20 protein-coding genes are annotated in these 20,534 nt (G+C 75.0%); 10 read left to right on the forward strand and 10 right to left on the reverse strand.

All coding sequences use genetic code 11. From position 1 onward, the window contains the following. Positions 1 to 1,125 carry a molecular chaperone DnaJ gene (gene dnaJ / locus ATJ88_RS11635; protein WP_098463962.1) on the reverse strand — a complete coding sequence of 375 codons (1,125 nt, stop codon included), beginning with the start codon at positions 1,123 to 1,125 and terminating at the stop codon, positions 1 to 3. Positions 1,126 to 1,172: 47 nt separating this feature from the next. Continuing rightward, complete coding sequence (hrcA, locus tag ATJ88_RS11640) at positions 1,173 to 2,213, reverse strand: heat-inducible transcriptional repressor HrcA (protein ID WP_098463963.1); 1,041 nt, start codon at positions 2,211 to 2,213, stop codon at positions 1,173 to 1,175. A 255-nt stretch (positions 2,214 to 2,468) separates the two neighbouring features. Here hrcA and ATJ88_RS11645 point away from each other — a divergent pair, with 255 nt between their 5' ends. The 4 genes from ATJ88_RS11645 (at position 2,469) to ATJ88_RS11660 (ending at position 6,968) form a co-directional block, all read left to right on the forward strand. Continuing rightward, positions 2,469 to 2,660, forward strand: coding sequence for a hypothetical protein (locus tag ATJ88_RS11645; protein WP_098463964.1), 192 nt, complete (start codon positions 2,469 to 2,471; stop codon positions 2,658 to 2,660). Between the two features lie 80 nt (positions 2,661 to 2,740). After that, positions 2,741 to 5,572 carry an ATP-binding protein gene (locus ATJ88_RS11650; RefSeq protein WP_098463965.1) on the forward strand — a complete coding sequence of 944 codons (2,832 nt, stop codon included), beginning with the start codon at positions 2,741 to 2,743 and terminating at the stop codon, positions 5,570 to 5,572. Between the two features lie 160 nt (positions 5,573 to 5,732). Further along, positions 5,733 to 5,951 (forward strand): hypothetical protein, encoded by a 219-nt coding sequence (locus tag ATJ88_RS11655; RefSeq protein WP_098463966.1) that lies wholly within the window; start codon positions 5,733 to 5,735, stop codon positions 5,949 to 5,951. A gap of 144 nt (positions 5,952 to 6,095) precedes the next feature. Further along, positions 6,096 to 6,968: a DUF3097 domain-containing protein gene (locus ATJ88_RS11660; protein WP_098465304.1), complete on the forward strand. Its 873-nt coding sequence runs from the start codon at positions 6,096 to 6,098 to the stop codon at positions 6,966 to 6,968. A 21-nt stretch (positions 6,969 to 6,989) separates the two neighbouring features. On the opposite strand, the gene ATJ88_RS11665 is transcribed toward ATJ88_RS11660, so the two are convergent. Then, the gene (locus tag ATJ88_RS11665; protein ID WP_141538663.1) at positions 6,990 to 7,553 is read right to left on the reverse strand and encodes a DUF4282 domain-containing protein; all 564 of its coding nucleotides are present in this window, start codon (positions 7,551 to 7,553) and stop codon (positions 6,990 to 6,992) included. Positions 7,554 to 7,671: 118 nt separating this feature from the next. Here ATJ88_RS11665 and ATJ88_RS11670 point away from each other — a divergent pair, with 118 nt between their 5' ends. The 3 genes from ATJ88_RS11670 to ATJ88_RS11680 all read left to right on the forward strand — a co-directional run bounded on the left by ATJ88_RS11670 (position 7,672) and on the right by ATJ88_RS11680 (position 9,318). Continuing rightward, positions 7,672 to 8,097, forward strand: a complete 426-nt coding sequence (locus tag ATJ88_RS11670; protein ID WP_098463968.1) for a DUF4870 domain-containing protein — start codon at positions 7,672 to 7,674, stop codon at positions 8,095 to 8,097. Positions 8,098 to 8,190: 93 nt separating this feature from the next. Then, the gene (locus tag ATJ88_RS11675) at positions 8,191 to 8,742 is read left to right on the forward strand and encodes a hypothetical protein (protein ID WP_098463969.1); all 552 of its coding nucleotides are present in this window, start codon (positions 8,191 to 8,193) and stop codon (positions 8,740 to 8,742) included. Between the two features lie 81 nt (positions 8,743 to 8,823). After that, positions 8,824 to 9,318, forward strand: a complete 495-nt coding sequence (locus ATJ88_RS11680; protein ID WP_098463970.1) for a DUF4870 domain-containing protein — start codon at positions 8,824 to 8,826, stop codon at positions 9,316 to 9,318. Between the two features lie 76 nt (positions 9,319 to 9,394). Here ATJ88_RS11680 and hemW read toward each other — a convergent pair whose 3' ends face one another. Next, positions 9,395 to 10,681, reverse strand: coding sequence for a radical SAM family heme chaperone HemW (gene hemW / locus ATJ88_RS11685; RefSeq protein WP_098463971.1), 1,287 nt, complete (start codon positions 10,679 to 10,681; stop codon positions 9,395 to 9,397). A 1-nt stretch (position 10,682) separates the two neighbouring features. Continuing rightward, a complete protein-coding gene (gene lepA, locus ATJ88_RS11690) occupies positions 10,683 to 12,572 on the reverse strand; it encodes a translation elongation factor 4 (protein WP_098463972.1) in 1,890 nt (629 codons plus the stop codon). A 197-nt stretch (positions 12,573 to 12,769) separates the two neighbouring features. Between lepA and ATJ88_RS11695 the strand changes: the two genes are divergently transcribed. Further along, positions 12,770 to 13,552, forward strand: a complete 783-nt coding sequence (locus tag ATJ88_RS11695) for a maleylpyruvate isomerase N-terminal domain-containing protein (protein ID WP_098463973.1) — start codon at positions 12,770 to 12,772, stop codon at positions 13,550 to 13,552. A 43-nt stretch (positions 13,553 to 13,595) separates the two neighbouring features. On the opposite strand, the gene ATJ88_RS11700 is transcribed toward ATJ88_RS11695, so the two are convergent. Genes ATJ88_RS11700 through ATJ88_RS11710 form a run of 3 tightly spaced genes read right to left on the reverse strand, consistent with a single transcriptional unit; the run spans position 13,596 to position 16,965 of the window. Next, positions 13,596 to 14,438 (reverse strand): transglutaminase family protein, encoded by an 843-nt coding sequence (locus tag ATJ88_RS11700; RefSeq protein ID WP_098463974.1) that lies wholly within the window; start codon positions 14,436 to 14,438, stop codon positions 13,596 to 13,598. Continuing rightward, complete coding sequence (locus ATJ88_RS11705; RefSeq protein ID WP_098463975.1) at positions 14,435 to 15,367, reverse strand: alpha-E domain-containing protein; 933 nt, start codon at positions 15,365 to 15,367, stop codon at positions 14,435 to 14,437. Before ATJ88_RS11705 ends, ATJ88_RS11700 begins: the two co-directional genes overlap by 4 nt. Continuing rightward, positions 15,361 to 16,965, reverse strand: a complete 1,605-nt coding sequence (locus ATJ88_RS11710; protein WP_098463976.1) for a circularly permuted type 2 ATP-grasp protein — start codon at positions 16,963 to 16,965, stop codon at positions 15,361 to 15,363. The genes ATJ88_RS11705 and ATJ88_RS11710 overlap by 7 nt, the downstream gene beginning before the upstream one ends. Before the next feature lie 84 nt (positions 16,966 to 17,049). On the opposite strand from ATJ88_RS11710, the gene ATJ88_RS11715 reads away from it, so the two are divergent. Continuing rightward, the gene (locus tag ATJ88_RS11715) at positions 17,050 to 17,577 is read left to right on the forward strand and encodes a type II toxin-antitoxin system PemK/MazF family toxin (protein WP_098465305.1); all 528 of its coding nucleotides are present in this window, start codon (positions 17,050 to 17,052) and stop codon (positions 17,575 to 17,577) included. A 34-nt stretch (positions 17,578 to 17,611) separates the two neighbouring features. Here the strand turns inward: ATJ88_RS11715 and ATJ88_RS11720 are convergent, their stop codons facing one another. Continuing rightward, a complete protein-coding gene (locus ATJ88_RS11720; RefSeq protein WP_098463977.1) occupies positions 17,612 to 18,673 on the reverse strand; it encodes a TRM11 family SAM-dependent methyltransferase in 1,062 nt (353 codons plus the stop codon). A 267-nt stretch (positions 18,674 to 18,940) separates the two neighbouring features. On the opposite strand from ATJ88_RS11720, the gene rpsT reads away from it, so the two are divergent. Continuing rightward, positions 18,941 to 19,201: a 30S ribosomal protein S20 gene (gene rpsT / locus ATJ88_RS11725; RefSeq protein WP_098463978.1), complete on the forward strand. Its 261-nt coding sequence runs from the start codon at positions 18,941 to 18,943 to the stop codon at positions 19,199 to 19,201. Positions 19,202 to 19,488: 287 nt separating this feature from the next. Here rpsT and holA read toward each other — a convergent pair whose 3' ends face one another. Continuing rightward, a complete protein-coding gene (gene holA / locus ATJ88_RS11730; protein ID WP_098463979.1) occupies positions 19,489 to 20,496 on the reverse strand; it encodes a DNA polymerase III subunit delta in 1,008 nt (335 codons plus the stop codon). Positions 20,497 to 20,534: the final 38 nt, after the last annotated feature.

The following is a 20,534-nucleotide window of genomic DNA, read 5'->3' on the forward strand; positions in this document are numbered from 1 at the left end:
TCAGCGACCGCTGAACTTGTCCCGCAGGCGGGAGAACACGCCCGGGTGGGCGGCGGCGAGCCGCGGCTCCGGCCGCTCCTCGCCGCGCAGGCGGGCGAGCGTGCGCAGCGCCTCGGCCTGCTCGTCGTCGAGGCTGGTCGGGACCTGCACCTCGACGTACACGTTGAGGTCGCCGCGGCCGTTGCCGTGCAGGTGGCCCACGCCGAGCCCCTTGAGGGTGACGACCTGGCCGGGCTGCGTGCCGGGGCGCAGGTCGATCTCCTGGGCGCCGTCGAGCGTGTCGAGCTCGAGCACGGTGCCGAGCGCGGCCGCCGTCATCGGGACCGGCAGGGTGCAGTGCAGGTCGTCGCCGCGGCGGACGAACACCTCGTGCGGCTTCTCGCGGATCTCGACGTACAGGTCGCCCGCGGGGCCGCCGCCGGGGCCGACCTCGCCCTGCGAGGTCAGCTTGATCCGGGTGCCGGTGTCGACGCCCGCCGGGACGTTGACGGTGAGGGTGCGGCGCGAGCGCACGCGGCCCTCGCCGGAGCACTCGGCGCACGGCTCGGGGATGATCGTGCCGAAGCCCTTGCAGACGTCGCAGGGCGCCGTCGTCATGACCTGGCCGAGGAACGACCGGGCGACGCGCTGCACGTTGCCGCGGCCGTGGCAGGCCACGCAGGTGCGCAGGTCGGTGCCGGGCCGGCAGCCCTTGCCGCTGCACGTGCCGCACACGACGGCCGTGTCGACCTGGAGCTCGCGCTTGGCCCCGAACGTCGCCTCGGTGAGGTCGATGTCCATGCGCACCAGGGCGTCCTGGCCGCGGCGCGCGCGCGGCACGGGGCCGGACGGCTGGCCGCCGCCGCCGAAGAACGTCTCGAAGATGTCCTGGAAGCCGAAGCCCTGGCCGAAGCCGCCGCCCGCCCCGCCGCCGGGGGCGGTGGGGTCGACGCCCATGTCGTACTGCTCGCGCTTCTCGCGGTTGGACAGCACCTCGTAGGCGCGCGCGACGTCCTTGAAGCGTTCCTCGCCCTCGGCACCCGCGACGTCCGGGTGGAGCTCGCGGGCGAGCCTGCGGTAGGCCTTCTTGATCTGTTCGGGCGTGGCGTCGCGCTCGACGCCGAGGATCTCGTAGTAGTCGGTCACAGGTCTCTCTTCGGTGACGTGCGAGGTGTGGTCAGGGACGTGCCGGGTCAGCCCGGCAGGACGCGGGAGAGGTAGCGGGCCACGGCACGCACCGACGCCATGGTGGCGGGGTAGTCCATGCGGGTCGGGCCGATGGAGCCGAGCGTGGCGACGGTGTCGCCCTCGCTGCCGTACCCGGCCGCGACGACGCTGGCCTCCGCCAGCCCGTCGAGCCGGTTCTCGTGGCCGATGCGGACCTCGACGCCGTCGCCGGACATCTCGGTGAGCAGGCCCAGCAGCACGACCTGCTCCTCGAGCGCCTCCAGCACGGGCCGCAGCCCGAGCTCGAAGGTCGTGCCGGAGCGGGCCAGGTTCGCGGTGCCCGCGAGCACGACCCGTTCCTCGGTCTCGGTCTCGAGCGTGTCGACGACGAGGTCCGCGACGGCCCGCGCGACGCCGCCCAGCTCGGGCCCGGTGGCCCGCACGAGCGCGTCGAACGCCGCCGGCAGGTCCGCGAGGCGCTTGCCCGCGGCCGCGGCGTTGAACCGGGCGCGCAGCTCGCCGAGCCCGGCCTCGTCGAGACCGGGTCCGACGCCCGCGCCGTCGGGGCCGACGGGGAGCTCGCAGAAGCGCTGCTCCACGCGACCCGTGTCCGTGATGACGACGACGAGGATGCGGCCGGCCGCGACGGGGACCAGCTCGAGGTGACGCAGGCCCGACCGCCGCAGCGACGGGTACTGCACGACGGCGACCTGGCCGGTGAGCTGGGCGATGAGCCGCCCGGCGCGGGACAGGACGTCGTCGAGGTCCACTGCCTCGGACAGGAACGTCTCGATGGCGCGCTTCTGCGGCACGTTGAGGGGCCGCACCTCGGCCAGCCGGTCGACGAACAGGCGGTACCCGGCGTCCGTGGGCACGCGCCCGGCGGACGTGTGGGGCTGGGCGATGTAGCCCGCCTCCTCCAGCGCCGCCATGTCGTTGCGGATCGTGGCGGGCGAGACGCCGAGCCGGTGCCGCTCGGTGAGCATGCGCGAACCCACGGGTTCCCGCGTCGTGACGTAGTCCTCGACGATGGCGCGCAGCACCTCGAGCCTGCGTTCCTCGCTCACCGGACGGCCTCCCCTCGTCGTTCGCCTGTCGAGCGCACCGGACTTAGCACTCTCCATCGCTGAGTGCCATCCTACGCGTCCCTCGCGTCCTCCCGGTGGAGGTCGTCGTCACCTGAGGTACCTCAGGCGCCGGTCCGGCGCGGCACGGCGCCCGAGAACCGGTGACCTGCCCGATCCCCCGCGCTACCTCACCGCACGAGGCTGGGGTCCGGCGGGCCGACCGGTCCGCCACCGCCCGGGCCGAGGAGACCTGACATGGACCGCTGGGAGCACCTGACCGACCACCGCCTGCGCGAGGCCGAGCTCGTGCGCCGCGCCGAGCAGGTGCGGCTGGCCCGCGAGCGCCTCGCCGCCGCGCCGAGCGGCCCGGTCCGCGCCGCCGTCGCCGGACCCCGCCTGACGCGGCTGCTCGCCGCGCTGCGGCCCGCCGCCCGCCGCACGGCGTGACGGTCGTCGGGGCGTCCGCGACCACGGCGCGGGCGTCGTGGTCGGCACCGGCGGGCGGTCCCGCCTGGCACGATGGCGGTATGGCACCGGACCCCGCACCGCTGGTCGGCCGCGACGACGAGCTGGCGGCGCTGCGCCGCACCGTGGACGACGCGCGGCGGGGGGACGGCGGGACGGTCGTCGTGTCCGGCGAGGCCGGGATCGGCAAGACACGGCTCGTCGCGGAGGTGCTGGGCGGCCTCGGCCCGGACGTGCTGGTCGCGCGCGGGCAGTGCGCGGACTCCGGCTCGGGCCCTGTCCCGTACGCCGGACTGTCCGGGGTGGTGCGCGACCTCGTCGACGCCCTGGGCGCGGCCGACGTGCTCGCGGCCGCGGGCCCCGCCGCGGACGCGCTCGGCGCCGTCCTGCCGGGCCTGGTCGCGCAGCGCCCGGGCGTGGCGAGCGGCCGCGGCCCCGAGGTGCTGGCCGACCTCCTGGCGACCCTCGCGGCCGAGCGGCCCGTCGTCGTCGTGCTGGAGGACCTCCACTGGTCCGACGACGCGGCCCGCAGCGTCCTGGACCGGCTCGCCCGGGCGGCGCACGGCACCTCGCTGGCCGTCCTGGCGACGTACCGCAGCGACGACGTGGGACGGCGCCACCCGCTGCGCACCACGCTCGCGGAGCTCGACCGGGCCCGGCTGGCGGCGCGGCTCGAGGTCGGTCCGCTCGACGCGGACGGCGTCGCGGCCCTCGCGCGGGCCGTCGACCCGCAGGCGGGTGCCGACGGCGTGGCGCTGGCGGAGCTGGTGGAGCGGTCGGGCGGGGTCCCGTTCTACGTCGAGGAGCTGGCCTGCTGCCTCGGCGCGGACCTGCCGCTGTCGTTGCGCGACGTGCTGCTGGTCCGCTACTCCCAGCTGTCCGCGGGCGCGCAGGAGCTGTGCCGCGCGGTGGCCGCGGCCGGGCAGCGCGCGCCCCTCGACCTGCTCGCCACGGTCCTCGGCGAGGACACGCTGGCCGCGGCGGAGCCCGCCGTGCGCGAGGCCGTGGACGCCGTGGTGCTGGTCGTCGAGGCGGACGGCTACCGGTTCCGGCACGCCCTCCTGCAGGAGGCGGTCGCCGACGAGCTGCTGCCCTCCGAGCGGCGGCGCCTGCACACCGCGTACGCGCAGGCGCTGGCGGCGCTGCCCGCGACGGTGCCGCGCCTCGCGGAGATCGCGGACCACTGGTGGCACGCGCACCTGCCCGACCGGGCGCTCGCCGCGGCGGTCGCGGGCCAGGCCGCCGCCGGGCACGACGCCGCGTCGTCGACGGCGGTGGCGCTCGGCGAGCGGGCGCTGGAGCTGTGGGACCTCGTGCCGGGCGCCGAGCAGGTCACCGGCACCACGCACCACGAGCTCCTGCTCGCCGTCGCGGAGGCCCAGCACTCCGCGAGCCGGCTCGACCGGGCGCTGGCGCTGACCCGGCAGGCGCTCGCCGAGTGGCCGGCCGACGACGCGGCCGGGCGGGCCAGCACGCTCGGCCAGGTCGCGGTCCACATGCTGCGCACCGGTGACGAGTCCGGGCGGGCGCTGCTGGACGAGGCTCTCGCGACGGCCCCGCCGGACGCCCTGGGCACCGTCGGCCCCCTGCTGCGGCTCAAGGCGCGCACGGCCATGCTCGACGGGGACCACGTGACCGCGGTCGACGCCTCCGACCGCGGGCTCGTCGCGGCCCGGGCCGCGGGCGACCGCGCCCTGGAGGCGGTGCTGTTCAACACGCGCGGCGTCGCCCGCGTGGACGGCGGCGACCTCGACGGCGTGGCCGACCTGGAGGAGTCGCGGCGCCTCGCGGGCGACGACTGGGACGCGATGAGCCGGTTCCACACCAACATGTCGGACCAGCACCTCAAGCTCGGCGAGTTCGAGCAGGCGCGGGCCCTGGCGGCGGACGGCGCGGACGGCGCCCGCGAGCGCGGCGCCGGATGGGGCATCCGCGCGATGCTCGAGGGGAACGTCGCCGAGGCCCTCATCGGGCTCGGCCGCTGGGACGAGGCCGCCGCCTGGTACGAGCGGTCGGTGCCGCTCGTGGCGCCCAGCCAGTTCGCCGTCTACCTCACCGAGCGCTGGACGTGGCTCACGCTGTGGCGCGGTGACGTCGAGGCCGCGCAGGCGATGGGCCGGCGGTACCGCACGCCGTGGATGCGCCACGACCGCATCGAGATGCAGGTCCGGTCCCGGGTGCGGACCACCCTCGCCGAGCTCGCCCTGGAGCGCGGCGACGTCGACGAGGCGCTGGACCTGGTCAGGCCGGTGCTGGAGCCCGGCCGCCTCACCGGTGCGTACGCCCTCGCCCTGCTGGTGGTCGCCGCCCGCGCGCTCGCGCAGGCCCGCGCGCAGGGCCGCACCGTCGACGACGCCCCCTTCCGGGAGACGCTCGCCGCCACGGCGTGGCCCACCCACGAGCTCTGGGCGACGCTGTTCGCCGCCGAGCTGGGCGAGGCCCCGTGGTCGGCCGTCGCGGCGTCGGGGCCCGACGACGGCGCCCCGGCGCACTGGCGCCCGTACGCGCTGCTGCGCGACGGTCAGGCGCACCTCGACGCCGAGGACCGGCCGGGCGCGCGCGGCCTGCTCACGGCCGCCGTGGAGGCCGCGGACGTGATCGGCGCCGGGCTGGTCTCCGCGCGGGCCGCGGCGCTGCTGGACGACGCCGGGCTCGCCGCCCGCCGCCCGCGCGGCGCGTCCCCCGCCGCGGCCGACGGCCTCGCGGGGCTCACCGAGCGGGAGCGGCAGGTGCTCGACCTGGTGGCGCAGGGGCTGACGAACGGCCAGGTGGCCGAGCGCCTCTTCATCTCGCGCAAGACGGCCTCCGTCCACGTCTCGGCGATCCTGCGCAAGCTCGGCGTGGCGAGCCGGACCGAGGCGGCGGTCCGGGCCCGCACCGCGTCGTCGTCCTAGGACGTCCGCCGGGCGGGCGGTCGTCTGAGGTACCTGGGCCGCGGGCGCCGGGCCCGCCGGGCACGCAGGACCGGTCGACCGGCCGATCCGCCCGGGTACCTCAGAGGACGAACCTGGTGGTGTCACGGGCCGCGACGGCCCACCGGACCAGGAGGCCACGATGCACCCCGACCTGTACGACGTCCTCTACCGTCAGCAGCTCGCCGAGGTCGAGCAGCGGGCCGAGCACCGCCGGGTCGCCCGCGAGCGCGCGGAGGAGCAGGCGGTCGGCGCCGGGCGGCACGGGCGTCCCACCCGGCCCGCGCGCCACCCCGCCCTGCGGTCCCTCACCGCTCTGCTGCACCGGCCGGCCCACCGCGCCGGCCCCCGCCCGGCCTGACGGTCCGGACCGCGCGGTCGGCGGGGTCGGACCCACGGTCGTGAGCGGCACCCCCGGGTGCCCGCCCACCGTCCCGGGAACGACCTCGCCGGCGGACAGCGTGTCGGCCCCGCGGCGTGGGCACGGCTCCGTAGGCTCGCGGCCGTGCACGACCGCTACGGCTCCGACGTCCTGTCCCCCGCGTCCGGCTCCGGCCCCTCCGGGTCGGCGCACCACCGTCGCCGCCCGACCTCGCAGCCACGCGCCGCGGAGGCAGGTCTCGTCGTGGAGGAGGTCCAGACCGGCTGGGTGGGTGCCGTCGTCCGGGTCGAGAAGTCCGGGGGCGTGCACCTCGTCGTGCTGGAGGACCGCCGCGGACGCACCCGCTCCTTCCCCCTCGGCCCGGGGTTCTGGGTCGACGGGCAGCCGGTCGAGCTCACCGCCCCCGTCACCTCCCGGGCCCCCGCCCCGCCGGCCCGCACCGCGTCCGGGTCCGTGGCCGTGCACGGTGCGCGCGCCCGCGTCGCCCGCGGCTCGCGCATCTGGGTGGAGGGCAAGCACGACGCCGAGCTCGTGGAGAAGGTGTGGGGCGACGACCTGCGGGTCGAGGGCGTCGTCGTGGAGATGCTCGACGGCGTCGACCACCTCGCCGAGGCGCTCGCCGAGTTCGCGCCGACGCCGGACCGCCGCGTCGGGGTGCTGGTGGACCACCTCGTGCGGGGCTCCAAGGAGCAGCGCATCACCGACGACGCCCTGCGCACCGTCGACGCCGGCACGGTGCTGGTGCTGGGTCACCCGTACGTCGACGTGTGGCAGGCCGTGAAGCCCGCACGGGTGGGCCTGACGTCGTGGCCCACCATCGAGCGCGGCACGGAGTGGAAGCGGGGGATCCTGCGCGAGCTGGGCTGGCCCGCGACGACGCCGCAGGACGTGGGTCGGGCGTGGACGCGGATCCTGGGGACCGTGCGGGACTACCGCGACCTCGACCCGGCCCTGCTGGGCCGGGTCGAGGAGCTCATCGACTTCGTGACCGCCTGACGGCGGCCGGGTCGGCGCAGGTCAGGCGAGACCGTCGCGGTGCGCGTACCGGTTGACCTTCTCGGAGATGTTCACCACGGCCTGGAACACCTCGAGACCGATGCGCCAGATGGCGAGGTACACCAGGGCGATGATCCAGCCGAACAGGATGATCCCCAGGCCGACGTACCACTGGTCCGAGAAGAGGGTGACGACGCCGTAGATGAACCAGAACAGCCAAGAGATGGCGATGAGCACCGTCACGACGACGTAGACGATCTTGACGATCTTCGGCGTCACGTAGTTCATGAAGGAGAAGTCGAACAGCGACCCGAGCAGGCCCTTGGTGTCGTCACGGGCCACGCCCGCGGCCGACGACGCCGCGGCCGCGTAGAACGGCTGCTCCCCGACGGGGCGCTCCCCCACCGGCTGCTGGTACTGCGGGAACCCCTGCTGCTGGTGGGGCTCGCCGGGCTGCTGGTAGGTGCCGCTCGGCTCCTGGTAGGGCTGGGCCGGCGGCTCGTACGGCCCCGGCTGCTCCCCACCGGCGGGCCGGCCGTACGGATCCGTGGGCTCCCCGGGCGGGTTCGGCGTGTTCTGGCTCATCGTTCCTCCTGGTCGTGGGCCTGGCGTCACCACTCTCGGACGCCCCGGCGGTGCCCGCCACCCGAGACGGTCGCGTCCCGACATTCCGGGCAGATGCCCGCTCTGCCAAGATGAGGGCATGACGCAGAACACGCCGGTCCCGGCTCCCGCGCCGCGGCCGCTCTCCCGCTCCGACGAGCGTCTGTGGGCGATCTTCGCCCATGTCGGCCCCCTCGTCCTGGCGGCGCTCAGCGTCGGCCTGCTGGGTGTGCTGGCGCCGCTGGTGATCTGGCTCGTGCTGCGCGACCGCAGCGCCTACGTCGCCGAGCAGGCGAAGGAGGCGCTGAACTTCCAGATCGGCGTGCTGCTGGCCACCGTCGTCGGGCTGTTCCTGCGCAACGTCCTCGGGCACGTGCCGCTGATCGGCTGGCTCTTCGGCGCCACCGGCTGGGTGCTGCTCACCGTGGTGTGGCTGGGCGCGCTCGTCCTGGCGATCCTCGCGGCCGTCGCCGTCAACCGGTTCGAGCACTACCGCTACCCCCTGTCCCTGCGGCTGGTCCGCTAGGCGTCACCACCTTTCGACGGACCCGCGGCCCGACCCGCTCGCCAGGACCCTCCTGGACAAGTCGAGCGAGGCCGGGCACGCCATGATGGGAGCATGAGCGACATGTCCAACCCGGTGCCCGGCCCTGACGGCGCCCCGCCGCCGCAGGACGCGACCGACCGCAGCATCGACCACCGTCCGCCGGTGCCCCCGCGCGCGCTGCCCCCGGCAGCCGCCGGCGGCCACGGCGTGCCGCACCCTCCCCCCGCGGTGCCGGGACCTCCCGGCGGCTACGGCCCGCCGCCGCCCTACGGGGCTCCACCGCCGTACGGGCCGCCAGCGCCCTACGGGTACGGCGCGCCGGGGCAGTACCTACCGCCGGGATACGGCGCACCGGCCGGCTGGTCGCACCGGACGAAGGTCGCCGCCGGGCTCCTCCAGCTCCTGCCCGGGATCTTCCTCGGCCTCGGAGGGATCGGCCGCTGCTACACGGGCCACATCGGCCTCGGGGTGACCCACATCGTCCTCAGCGTCCTGGGGTGGATCACGATCTGGGCCTTCATCGGGTTTCCCCTCGTCATCGCCTGCTGGATCTGGGCAGTCGTCGACGGGATCGTCCTGCTGTCCGGACAGCCGCGCGACGCCGACGGCCTGCTGCTGCGCTGACCGGGGAAGCCCCCGACACGTCCCGTCTACCCGTTCGATGCGGCTGGTCGGTGGACCGCCGTCCCTCACGAAGGAGCAGTCATGTCCCAGACCCCCGGGTCCCCGGTGCCCGACGAGCCGGAGCCTGCCGACGAGCAGCCGGCCGCACCCCGACCTGACGCAGGACAGCAGCCGTACGGACAGCCCGCTGCCGGAGGCTCGCCGTACACAGGCCCCGGGTACCAGCAGCCTTACGGCTACGGTCCGGTGCCGGTGTCGCCGTCGGACGAGCGCACCTGGGCGATCTTCGCGCACCTCGGCGGGGTGTTCCTCAGCTTCCTGGTGCCGCTGATCATCTGGCTGGTCTACCGCGAGCGCAGCCGGTACCTGGACGACCAGGGCAAGGAGGCGCTGAACTTCCAGATCACCCTGGCGATCGCCTACGTCGTCGGCATCGTCACCTCGGTCATCGGCATCGGGGTGCTCATCCTCATCGCCGCGTGGGTGTGCTCGATCGTGTTCGCCATCCTGGCGGCCGTCGCGTGCTCGCGCCAGGAGTGGTACCGCTACCCGTTGACCTTCCGGTTCATCCGCTGACGGCACGCCACCCCGGTCGCCCGTACCGAGGCCGACGCCCCCGCACGGGCGTCGGCCTCGTGCCGTCGGGAGGCGGTCAGGCCGTCAGGTCCCGCACGACGGCGTCGGCGAGGAGCCGACCGCGGCGCGTGAGGACGGCCCGGCCGTGCACGGCGGCGGTCCCGTCGAGCAGGCCGCGGGCCACCTGCCCGGCCACGGCCCGGCGACCGGCGGCGTCGAGCACGTCCAGGTCGAGGCCCTCGGCGAGCCGCACCCCGAGCATGACGCGCTCCAGGTGCGCCTCCGACGTCGTCAGCAGCTCGCGGCCCGCCCCCGGGGAGCGGTCGTCCTCCAGCAGCGCCGCGTAGCGCCGCGGGTGCTTGACGTTCCACCAGCGCACCCCGGCCACGGCGTCGGCCGGGTCGTCGGCGGCGCCCGCACCGGTCGGCCGTGCGCCGACGTAGGAGTGGGCGCCCGGCCCGATCCCCCACCAGTCGTCACCGCGCCAGTAGGCGAGGTTGTGGCGGCAGGCGTGCTCGGTCCCGCGCGCCCAGTTCGACACCTCGTACCAGCCGAGCCCGGCGGCGGTGAGCAGGTCGTCGGCGAGCTCGTACTTCGCGGCCTGGTCGTCCTCGTCCGGCAGCGCGACCTGCCCGCGGCGCACCTGCGCGAACATCTTCGTGCCCGGCTCCACCACCAGCGCGTACGCGGACACGTGGTCGACGCCCGTGGCGAGCGCCGTCTCCACCGAGGCGCGCCAGTCGTCCAGCGACTCCCCCGGGGTGCCGTAGATGAGGTCGAGCGAGACGTCGAGCCCGGCCTCGCGCGCCCACCGCACCACGTCGGGGATGCGCGCGGGATCGTGGGTGCGCTCCAGAGTGGCGAGCACGTGCGGCACCGCCGACTGCATGCCGAACGACACCCGCGTGAAGCCCGCCTCGGCCAGCACGGCCAGGGACGCCGGGGTCACCGAGTCCGGGTTGGCCTCCGTCGTCACCTCCGCGCCCGGGGCGAGGCCCCACGCCTCGCGGACGCCGCCCAGGATCCGGGCGAGGTCCTCGGCGGGCAGCATCGTCGGGGTGCCGCCGCCGAAGAACACCGTCGACACGGGACGGTCGCCCAGCCCGGCGTCGGCCAGGACGCGCCGGGCGAGGTCGACCTCCCGCAGCGCCGTCGACGCGTACGCGACCTGCGACGCCCCGCCCCCCAGCTCGGAGGCGGTGTACGTGTTGAAGTCGCAGTAGCCGCAGCGCACCGAGCAGAACGGGACGTGCACGTACACGCCGAACGCACCGCGGTCGGCGGCGTCGGCCGGACCGCCGACGACGGACGGGGGCAGCGCGCCGTCGGCGGGGACGGCCTCGCCCTCGGGCAGGGCCGGCACGCTACTTCTTCTTGTCCTTGTCCTTGGCGGCACCGCCCGCGTCGGAGGACAGCGCGCTGATGAACGCCTCCTTCGGCACCTCGACCGACCCGATGTTCTTCATGCGCTTCTTGCCCTCCTTCTGCTTCTCGAGCAGCTTGCGCTTGCGGGAGATGTCACCGCCGTAGCACTTCGCCAGGACGTCCTTGCGCATCGCGCGCACCGTCTCGCGGGCGATCACCCGGGCGCCGACGGCGGCCTGGATCGGCACCTCGAACTGCTGGCGCGGGATGAGCTCCTTGAGCTTCGCCGTCATGCGCACGCCGTAGTCGTACGCGGCGTCCTTGTGCACGATCGCGCTGAACGCGTCCACCTGCTCGCCCTGGAGGAGGATGTCGACCTTGACCAGCGCGGCCGACTGGTCGCCCTCGGGCTCGTAGTCCAGCGACGCGTACCCGCGCGTGCGGGACTTGAGCTGGTCGAAGAAGTCGAACACGATCTCCGCGAGCGGCAGCGTGTAGCGCAGCTCGACCCGGTCCTCGGACAGGTAGTCCATGCCGTGCATCGTGCCGCGGCGGTCCGTGCACAGGCCCATGACGGTGCCCACGAACTCGGACGGCGTGAGGATCGTCGCCTTGACGACGGGCTCACGGACCTCCTTGATCTTCCCGCCGGGGAACTCGGACGGGTTCGTCACGCGGACGTCCGTGCCGTCCTCCATCGTCACGTCGTAGATGACGTTCGGGGCGGTCGAGATGAGGTCGAGGTCGAACTCGCGCTCCAAACGCTCGCGGACGATCTCCAGGTGCAGCAGTCCGAGGAACCCGACGCGGAACCCGAAGCCGAGCGCCACCGACGTCTCCGGCTCGTAGTTGAGCGCCGCGTCGTTGAGCTTGAGCTTGTCCAGCGCCTCGCGCAGCGCCGGGTAGTCCGAGCCGTCGATCGGGTACAGGCCCGAGAACACCATGGGGCGGGGGTCGTCGTAGCCGCCGAGCGCCTCGGTCGCCGGCTTCGCCGCCGACGTGACGGTGTCGCCGACCTTCGACTGACGCACGTCCTTCACGCCCGTGATGAGGTAGCCCACCTCGCCGACGCCCAGACCGTTGGTCTTGATCGGCTCCGGGGAGATGACGCCGATCTCCAGGAGCTCGTGCGTCGCCCTCGTCGACATCATCTGGATGCGCTCGCGCGGGTTGAGGTTGCCGTCGACGGCGCGCACGTAGGTGACGACGCCGCGGTAGGTGTCGTAGACGGAGTCGAAGATCATCGCGCGGGCCGGGGCCGACGGGTCGCCGACCGGCGCGGGGACCCGGTTGACGATGCGGTCCAGCAGCACCTCGACGCCCTCGCCGGTCTTGCCGGAGACGCGCAGCACGTCGGCCGGGTCACCGCCCACGAGGTTCGCCAGCTCCTCCGCGTACTTCTCGGGCTGGGCCGCGGGCAGGTCGATCTTGTTGAGGACCGGGATGATCTCCAGGTCGCCCTCCATCGCCAGGTACAGGTTGGCGAGGGTCTGCGCCTCGATGCCCTGCGCCGCGTCGACCAGCAGCACGGCGCCCTCGCACGCGGCGAGCGAGCGGGACACCTCGTACGTGAAGTCGACGTGGCCGGGGGTGTCGATCATGTTGAGCGCGAACGGCGTCAGGGTCCCGTCCTCGCCCTCGAGCGCCCACGGCATGCGCACGGCCTGCGACTTGATGGTGATGCCGCGCTCGCGCTCGATGTCCATCCGGTCGAGGTACTGCGCGCGAGCGTCCCGGGCCTGCACCACACCGGTGAGCTGCAGCATCCGGTCGGCCAGCGTGGACTTGCCGTGGTCGATGTGCGCGATGATGCAGAAGTTGCGGATCAGCTCGGGTGCCGTGGCGTTCGGCTGGATGCGCGCGCTGAGCGCGGGTCCGGGGATGGGCAACGCGTCTCGCTCCGTCGTGGTGGGGCTGGGCGGGTGGGCCCGGCCATTCTCCCACGCCGTCGAGGTCGTCCCACCACCCGGCCCGGGTGGGCGACGGGCCCCGCCGAGTCCCCGGCCGCGCGCGTGGCAGGACGTCGACGCTCCGTGGCCGGGCACGCCCTGCCGCGACCGGGCAGGGCGTGGCTAGGTTGAGGGCCATGACGACCCGACCCGCCGTCGACCCGGCGACCGGCCTGCGCACCGACGGCGGCCCCGACCTCGACCACCTCGCCCTGCTGACCGCCCTGCAGGCCGCGTTCGCCGCGGGGACGGCCGGCGCCGACCCGGCGGGCCGGGTCCCGGCGTGCGGCCGCTGGAAGGTCCGCCACCTCGTGGAGCACCTGGGGCGCATCCACCACTGGGCGGCCGGGCAGGCGCGCCGCGCGCAGGAGACGCCGCTGGGTCGCGGCCCCTTCGACCTCGTGCCGTTCTACGCAGCGCAGGCCGCCGAGCTGCGCACCACCCTGACGGACCTGGGGCCGACGGCCGACTCGTGGACGCTGCTGGGGCGCGGGCCCGCGACGTTCTGGCGCCGTCGCCAGACCCACGAGACGCTCGTGCACCTGCACGACCTGCGGGCCGCCGCCCTCGGCTCGGGCACCGCCGTCGCGGCCGAGGACCCGATCGACGTCGACGCGGACGTGTGGGCGGACGGCGTCGACGAGATCGTGACGATGTTCCAGCCGCGCCAGGTACGGCTGGAGCGCATGGCACCGCTCGAGCGCACCGTCGCGCTGCACGCGACCGACCTGGGGCGGACCTGGGTGCTCGGCGCACCCGCCGACGCCGCGGGCGACGCGGCGGCCGCCACCGTGCACGCGCCCGCCCGCGAGCTCGACCTGCTGCTGTGGCGGCGGCTCACCCCGGCCGAGGCCGGCGCCGAGGTGACGGGCGACCCGCTCGCGCTGGAGGCGGCGCTCGGTGCGGCGATCGTCCCCTGACCGGTCACGGACGTCCCCGGGGCGTCCCGGCGGCCGCCGCCCCTCAGGCGAGGCGCGTCATCTCGACCGTGACCTCCAGGTCGCTCGCCCCCGGCCCCGCGTACACGCCCTTGAGCGGCGGCACGTCCCCGTACTGGCGGCCCCGGCCGACCACGACGTGGTCGTCCCCGGCGAACCGGCGGTTCGTCGGGTCGTACGCGACCCAGCGCCCGACCCACCACTCCAGCCACGCGTGGGACTCCCCCACCACCGTCACGCCCACCTCGGCGTCGGCCTGCGGGTGCAGGTACCCGGACACGTAGCGCGCCGGGATCCCGACCGACCGCAGCGCCCCGATCCCGAGGTGCGCCATGTCCTGGCACACCCCCTGGCCCGAGCGCCACGCGTCCGACGCCGGGCTGTGCACCGTCGTCACCCCCGGGACGTAGTCCAGCCGGTCCCGCACCGCCCGGCAGATCGCCTCGGCGGCCTCGCCCGGGGCCAGCCCGCTCGCCACGTCCAGCGCGAGCGCCGCCACGTCGTCGGGCACCGCCGTCGTCGACGTCGGCGCGAGGAACGCCGGGTAGGCGTCGAGCACCGGGGCGCTGCCCAGCTCCTCCCAGCCGGGCGCGTCCGCGCCGTCCGGCGCCGCCGCCGACACCTCCACCGTGGAGTCCGCCACGATCTCCAGGTGCTCGTGCGGCTTCAGCACCTCGAAGATCGTCACCGCCGTGCCCCAGTAGTCGCGGTAGGAGTCCGTCCACGTGTGCGGCGACACCGTCACGCGCGCCGAGCGCACCGTCTGGCGGCCGTCGTCCACGGGCCGCATCCGCGCCTCGTTGTACGACGCCGTCACCGGCGAGCCGTACGTGAACGCCGTCGTGTGCACCACCCTGACCAGGCTCACAGCGCCTCCCCCACCCAGGCCGTCGACACCGTCGACGGGAAGTACCGGTCCCGCACCGCCTCGCTCGCACGGGCGCACGCCTCCTGCACCTGCCCCATCACGGCGGGGAGGTCGTCGATCGTGTCCGACCGCCGCGCGAACTCCAGGCGCGACCGCACCACGCCGAGCTCGCGCACCGCCTCGTCGCTCACCTCGCGCCGCGACTCCACGGGCTCCAGGGCGCGCAGCGCACGGTCCGCCGACCCCAGCGCGTACACGATCGAGCGGGGGAACAGCCGGTCCAGCACGAGGAAGCCCGCCGCGTCGTCGTCCGACGTGCGGCCGCGGTGCGCCCGCAGGTACGCCTCGTGGGCCCCGCAGGAGCGCAGCACGCTCGTCCAGCCCGGGCCGGCCGCGCCCAGGCGCGCCTGCGTCGTCAGCAGGCGTGCGGTCATGTCCGCCCGCTCGATGGACTGGCCCAGCACCATGAAGTGCCAGGTCGCGTCGTGCGGCGTCGCGGACTCCATGAGGCCCGCCACCACGGCCGCACGCTCGCGCACCCAGGCGAAGAACTCGTGCGGGCGACGCGTCCGGCCCACCGTCACGACGTCGTTGCGGGTCGTGTTCAGCGTCTCCCACAGCTCGGTCGACACGATCTCGCGCGCCCGGCGGGCGTTCTCCCGGGCGGCGACCAGCGCGCCCGCGATCGCCGACGGGTTGGACCGGTCGTGCGCCAGGAGCCGCAGCAGCGTCTCCCGGCCCACCGGACCGTCCTCCGGCGTGGCCGGGTGGTCCATGATCGCCATGAGGGTGCGGCACGCCGCGGACTCCTCCGCCCACGGCTCCTCGGACAGCATCTGGACGTGGACGTCGAGGATGCGGGCGGTGTCGTCCGCGCGCTCGACGTACCGCCCGATCCAGAACAGGGACTCGGCGATGCGGCTCAGCACGACGCCACCTCCTGCTCGGTCTGCTGCTGTTGCTGCTGCTGTTGCTGCTCGAGGCCCGCCCGGTCGGCCGGGTTCGCGGCGATCGGGACACCCGCGACGTCCGTCCCCGGCTGCTCCGGCGTCGCGTCGCCGGGGCCGTGCGCCGGGTGCGCCGCCGACGGCGCCCGCCGGTCCGTGAGGACCCACGTGTCCTTCGACCCGCCGCCCTGGGAGCTGTTCACCACGAGCTGCCCCTCCCCGAGCGCCACCCGGGTCAGGCCGCCCGGCAGCACCCACACGTCGTGCCCGTCGTTGACCGCGAACGGCCGCAGGTCGACGTGCCGCGGCCGGAACGCGCCGTCCGTGTACGTCGGCACGGTCGAGAGCTGCACGACGGGCTGCGCGATCCAGCCGCGCGGGTCCGCCACCAGCCGCGACCGCAACCGGTCCAGCTCGGCCGCAGACGCCTCCGGCCCGACCACGATGCCCTTGCCGCCCGAGCCGTCGACCGGCTTCACCACGAGCTCGGCCAGCCGGTCCATCACCTCCGCGAGCGCCCCCGGCTCCTCCAGCCGCCACGTGTCCACGTTCTTCAGCACCGGCTCCTCGCCCAGGTAGTAGCGGACGAGGTCCGGCACGTACGTGTACACGAGCTTGTCGTCCGCGACGCCGTTGCCGATGGCGTTCGCGAGGGTCACCGTGCCGCGGCGCGCGCAGTCCACCAGGCCCGGCACGCCCAGCACCGAGTCGGGGCGGAACCGCACCGGGTCGAGGAACACGTCGTCGACGCGCCGGTAGATGACGTCCACGCGGCGCGGGCCGCTCGTCGTGCGCATGTACACGCGGCCCGCCTGGCAGTGCAGGTCGCGGCCCTCCACCAGCTCCACGCCCATGAGGCGCGCCAGGAGCGCGTGCTCGTAGTACGCGGAGTTGAACACGCCCGGCGTGAGGACGACGACGGTCGGGTCCGGCACGCCGTCGGGGGCGGCCGCCGCGAGCGCCGCCAGCAGCCGGCGCGGGTAGTCGATGACGCTGCGCACCCGCAGCCGTGAGAACAGCTCCGGGAACGTGCGGACCATCGACTGCCGGTTCGCCAGCACGTAGCTGACCCCCGACGGCACCCGCACGTTGTCCTCCAGGACGCGGAACTCGCCGGCCTCGTCCCGCACCAGGTCGATGCCCGCCACGTGGCATCGCACCCCGTTCGGCGGGACGATGCCGTGCGCCTCGCGCTGGAACTCCTTGCTCGACAGCACCAGCCGGCGCGGCACCACGCCGTCGCGCACCGCCTCCTGCGGCCCGTACACGTCCGCGAGGAACGCCTCCAGGGCGCGGACACGCTGCGCGACGCCCCGGCCGATGTCGTCCCACTCGTGGGGGGACACCACCCGCGGCACCACGTCCAGGGGGAACGGGCGCTCCTCCCCCGCGACGTCGAACGTGATGCCCTGCGCCACGTACGCCCGCGCGAGGGCGTCGGCGCGGGCCGTGACCTCCTGCGCCGTCAGCGACGTCAGGGTGTCGTGGACGCCGCGATAGCGCGGCCGCACCGCCCGGTCGTCGTCCAGCAGCTCGTCGAACGCCGCACCGAGGGGGTAGTCGTCGAACAGGTCCGCCATGTCCGCACGGTATGCGGCCCGGGACCCCGGCGCGTTCCGGCCGTGTTTCGTCCCGGTGACACCTCGACGTGCCAGGCTGTGCCCGTGGCCACCTCATCCTGGACCGACCTGCTCCGACGCGTCGTCAGGGCCCTCCGGCCCGGCCGGGCCCCTGCCCGGCAGCCCGGACGACCCTCCGCCCCGCCGCGCCCGGGTGCCCCCGTCGGGTCGTACCCCGGCGACCACCGGGGTCCCGTGACGGCCGAGTACTCCCCCGCGCTGGACGGCGACCCCGATCCCGGCGAGGTCGTGTGGACGTGGGTGCCGTTCGAGGAGGACTTCAGCCGCGGCAAGGACCGGCCCGTGCTGCTCGTGGGCCGCGACGGCCGGTGGCTGCTCGCACTGCAGCTCACCAGCAAGGACCACGACCTCGACGCCGCCCAGGAGGCCCGGTGGGGCCGCCACTGGATGGACATCGGCTCCGGCCCGTGGGACGCGCAGGGTCGACCGAGCGAGGTCCGGCTCGACCGCGTCGTCCGCGTCGACGCCGCCCGGATGCGTCGGGAGGGCGCGATCATGCCGCGCGCGACGTTCGACGCCGTCGTGCGGGGCATGCGCCAGCACGGGCACTGACGTCCCTGCGGGGTGCTGCCCGCCGCCCGCGGGCTCAGCGCGCGGCGCGGCCCGTCGCCGGACGGCGCGCGACCAGCACGTCCCGGTCGATCGACTGGTCGACGCGGTGCCGCAGCCGCAGGTAGGGCTCCGCGTCGACGACCTCCAGGCCGTGCCCGGCCAGGACGGCGGCCGCCTCCGCGCGCGGCGCGACGTGCGTGTTCCACGCCAGGCCCATCGCCCCGCCCGGGCGGAGCATCGCCGTCCAGGCCGGCACCGCGGAGGTGAGCAGGTCCAGCGGACCGCGCTGCAGGTCGCCCTTCGCGCCGCGGCTGCCGTGCTGCACCCCGTAGGGCAGGTCCCCGACGACGACGTCGAACGACCCCTGACGGAAGAACTCCCCGACGCGGCGCGTGTCGGCCACGACCACGTCGAGAACGCGCACGTCGCCCGCCTTGAACGCCTCCTTCGTCAGCCCGATCGTGGCCTCCAGGCGCTTGCCCAACACCTTGCGGTCGCGGCGCAGCGGCCCGAACGACACCGTGTGCTTGAGCCGCTTGCGCTGCAGGTAGGTCCGCACGAACGTCGCGTACGCCTCCACGTCGGCGGCGTCGACGTCGATCCCGGACGCGTGGTACCCGTACAGCAGCGCCTGGTTGAGGGTCGACCCGCGCCCGCACACCGGGTCCAGGACCCGCAGCGGCCGGTCCAGCATCTGGTCCGCCGACGCCGACGCCGCCACCGTCACGTTGAGCAGCAGGCGCGTGAACTGCTCGTTCGTCTTGCCCGCGTACTTCGGGATGGTCACCAGGTCGTCGTCGAGACGGTCCAGGCGCGGGGCAGCCACCGGGTGCAGGGCGTCGCCCTCGACGCGGAACAGCGCGTAGAGCGTGGACGCGTTCGCGAGCAGACGCACCTCGCGCTCGCCCAGGTCGTCCGCGACGAACGTCACGTACGGCACCCCGCCGAGGTGGTCCGTGGCGACGTCGCGCACCCGGTCGGGCCCCGCGATCCCGGCGAGGATCTCCAGCTCGGCGGCGAGCAGCCCGAGGGACGCCTCGGCGTAGACGCGGTTGGCCGACGGCAGGAGCAGGGCGGCGTATCGTGCGGTGGTCACCGCTCGATGTTACGGCCGCGCCACCTGCCCGCCGCCGACGGTGCCGCGGGCCGCCGTCGACGGCCGCCGGTGCGACGCGTGCCACACCTCGCGCGGGTTTCCCCGAGGCGCAGGCGGCTGGTAATCTGGTTGATCGCGTGTCCGCCCAGGTCGGCGGGCACAGCCATGGTTCCTCTCCACGGGTTCCCCACCCCAGTCCCGGAGCTGTGGCCGCCCTCTACGACCTATCCGCTCGCCGGCAGGCGAACACATCAAGGAAGTTGACCAGTGGCCAACATCAAGTCCCAGATCAAGCGCATCAAGACGAACGAGAAGGCGCGCCTGCGCAACAAGTCCGTCAAGTCCGAGCTGAAGACGCACGTCCGCAAGGTCCGCGAGGCCGTCGCCGCCGGCGACAAGGAGGCCGCCCAGGCCGCCCTCCAGACCGCGACGCGCAAGCTCGACAAGGCTGTCTCGAAGGGCGTCATCCACGCCAACCAGGCCGCGAACCGCAAGTCGGCCATCGCCAAGGCTGTCGAGGCTCTCTGAGTCGTCCCGGTCGGCCCTCGGGCCCGACCGCACCCGAAGGCCCCCGCACTCTCCACGGTGCGGGGGCCTTCGTGCGTCCCGGGCCGGCGGACGGCCGTCGCGTGCGCTGACTCGGCGGGCACTGCGCTGACTCGGGAAGACCCGTGCTGAGTGGCCGGGAAGTGCGCTGAGTCGCGGGAACCTGCGCTGAGTCGCGACGACCCGCGCTGACTCGCGGGAACCTGCGCTGACTCGCGGGAACCTGCGCTGGCTCGGCGGGACGTGCGCTGAGTGGGGCGGGAAGGCGGTCAGCCGCGGCGGGAGCGGGCGATGGTGAGGACGGCGCGCTCGACGGCGAACACGGGGTCGCGGCCGCCGCCCTTGACCTCGGCGTCGGCGCGGGCCACCGCGGTGATCGCCGCGGCGAGGCCCTCCGGCGTCCAGCGGGCGAGGTCCTTGTTGGCGTTGCGGACCTGCCAGTCCTGCAGGCCGAGCTCACGGGCCGTCGTCGACCCGCCGCGGATCGCCGCCACCCGCGCCAGCGTGCGCAGGCGCAGGGCGAGGGCCGCGACGACGGGAACGGGGTCGGCGCCGGTCGCCAGCGCGTGGCGCAGCAGCGCGACCGCGGCGCCCGCGTCCCCCGCGACGGCGGCGTCGGCGACCTTGAACCCCGTCGCCTCGACCCGGCCGCCGTAGTAGCGGTCCACCGTGGCCTCGCCGATCGTGCCGGTCGTGTCCGCGACGAGCTGCGCGCACGCCGAGGCGAGCTCGCGCAGGTCGTTGCCCAGCGCGTCCACCAGCGCACGCACGGCCGCGGCGTCGGCGCGGCGGCGGGCCTGCTTGAACTCGCCCGTGACGAACGCGACCTTGTCGGCGTCCTTCGTGATCGCCTCGCAGCGCAGCTCGGGCGCACCCGACGCCGTGATGGCGTCCAGCATCCGCTTGCCGCGGGTGCCGCCGCCGTGCACGACCACGACCGTGGAGTCCGGGTCGGGCGCGGCGACGTACGCCACGACGTCCGCGACGAGGTCGTCCGTGCAGGCCTCGGCCCCGCGGACGACGACCATCTTGGCCTCGCCGAACAGGGACGGGCTGGCGGCGACGGTGAGCTGGCCGACCGCGTACGTGGCGCCCTCGAGCTCGACCTTCTCGACCTCGGGCTGCGCGGCGCGCGCGAGGTCGAGCACGCCGTCGACGGCACGCTCGGTGAGGAGCTGTTCCGGGCCGCGCACCAGGACGACGGGCGCGAGCTGCGGGTCGTCCCACGAGCGGGCGTTCGACGCGGCAGCCGCGCGGCGGCGGGAGGTGGGAGGCACGGGCCTAGCCTGCCAGAGGCGACCGACACCCGCCGACG

Source organism: Isoptericola jiangsuensis (assembly GCF_002563715.1).
Taxonomy (GTDB): domain Bacteria; phylum Actinomycetota; class Actinomycetes; order Actinomycetales; family Cellulomonadaceae; genus Isoptericola; species Isoptericola jiangsuensis.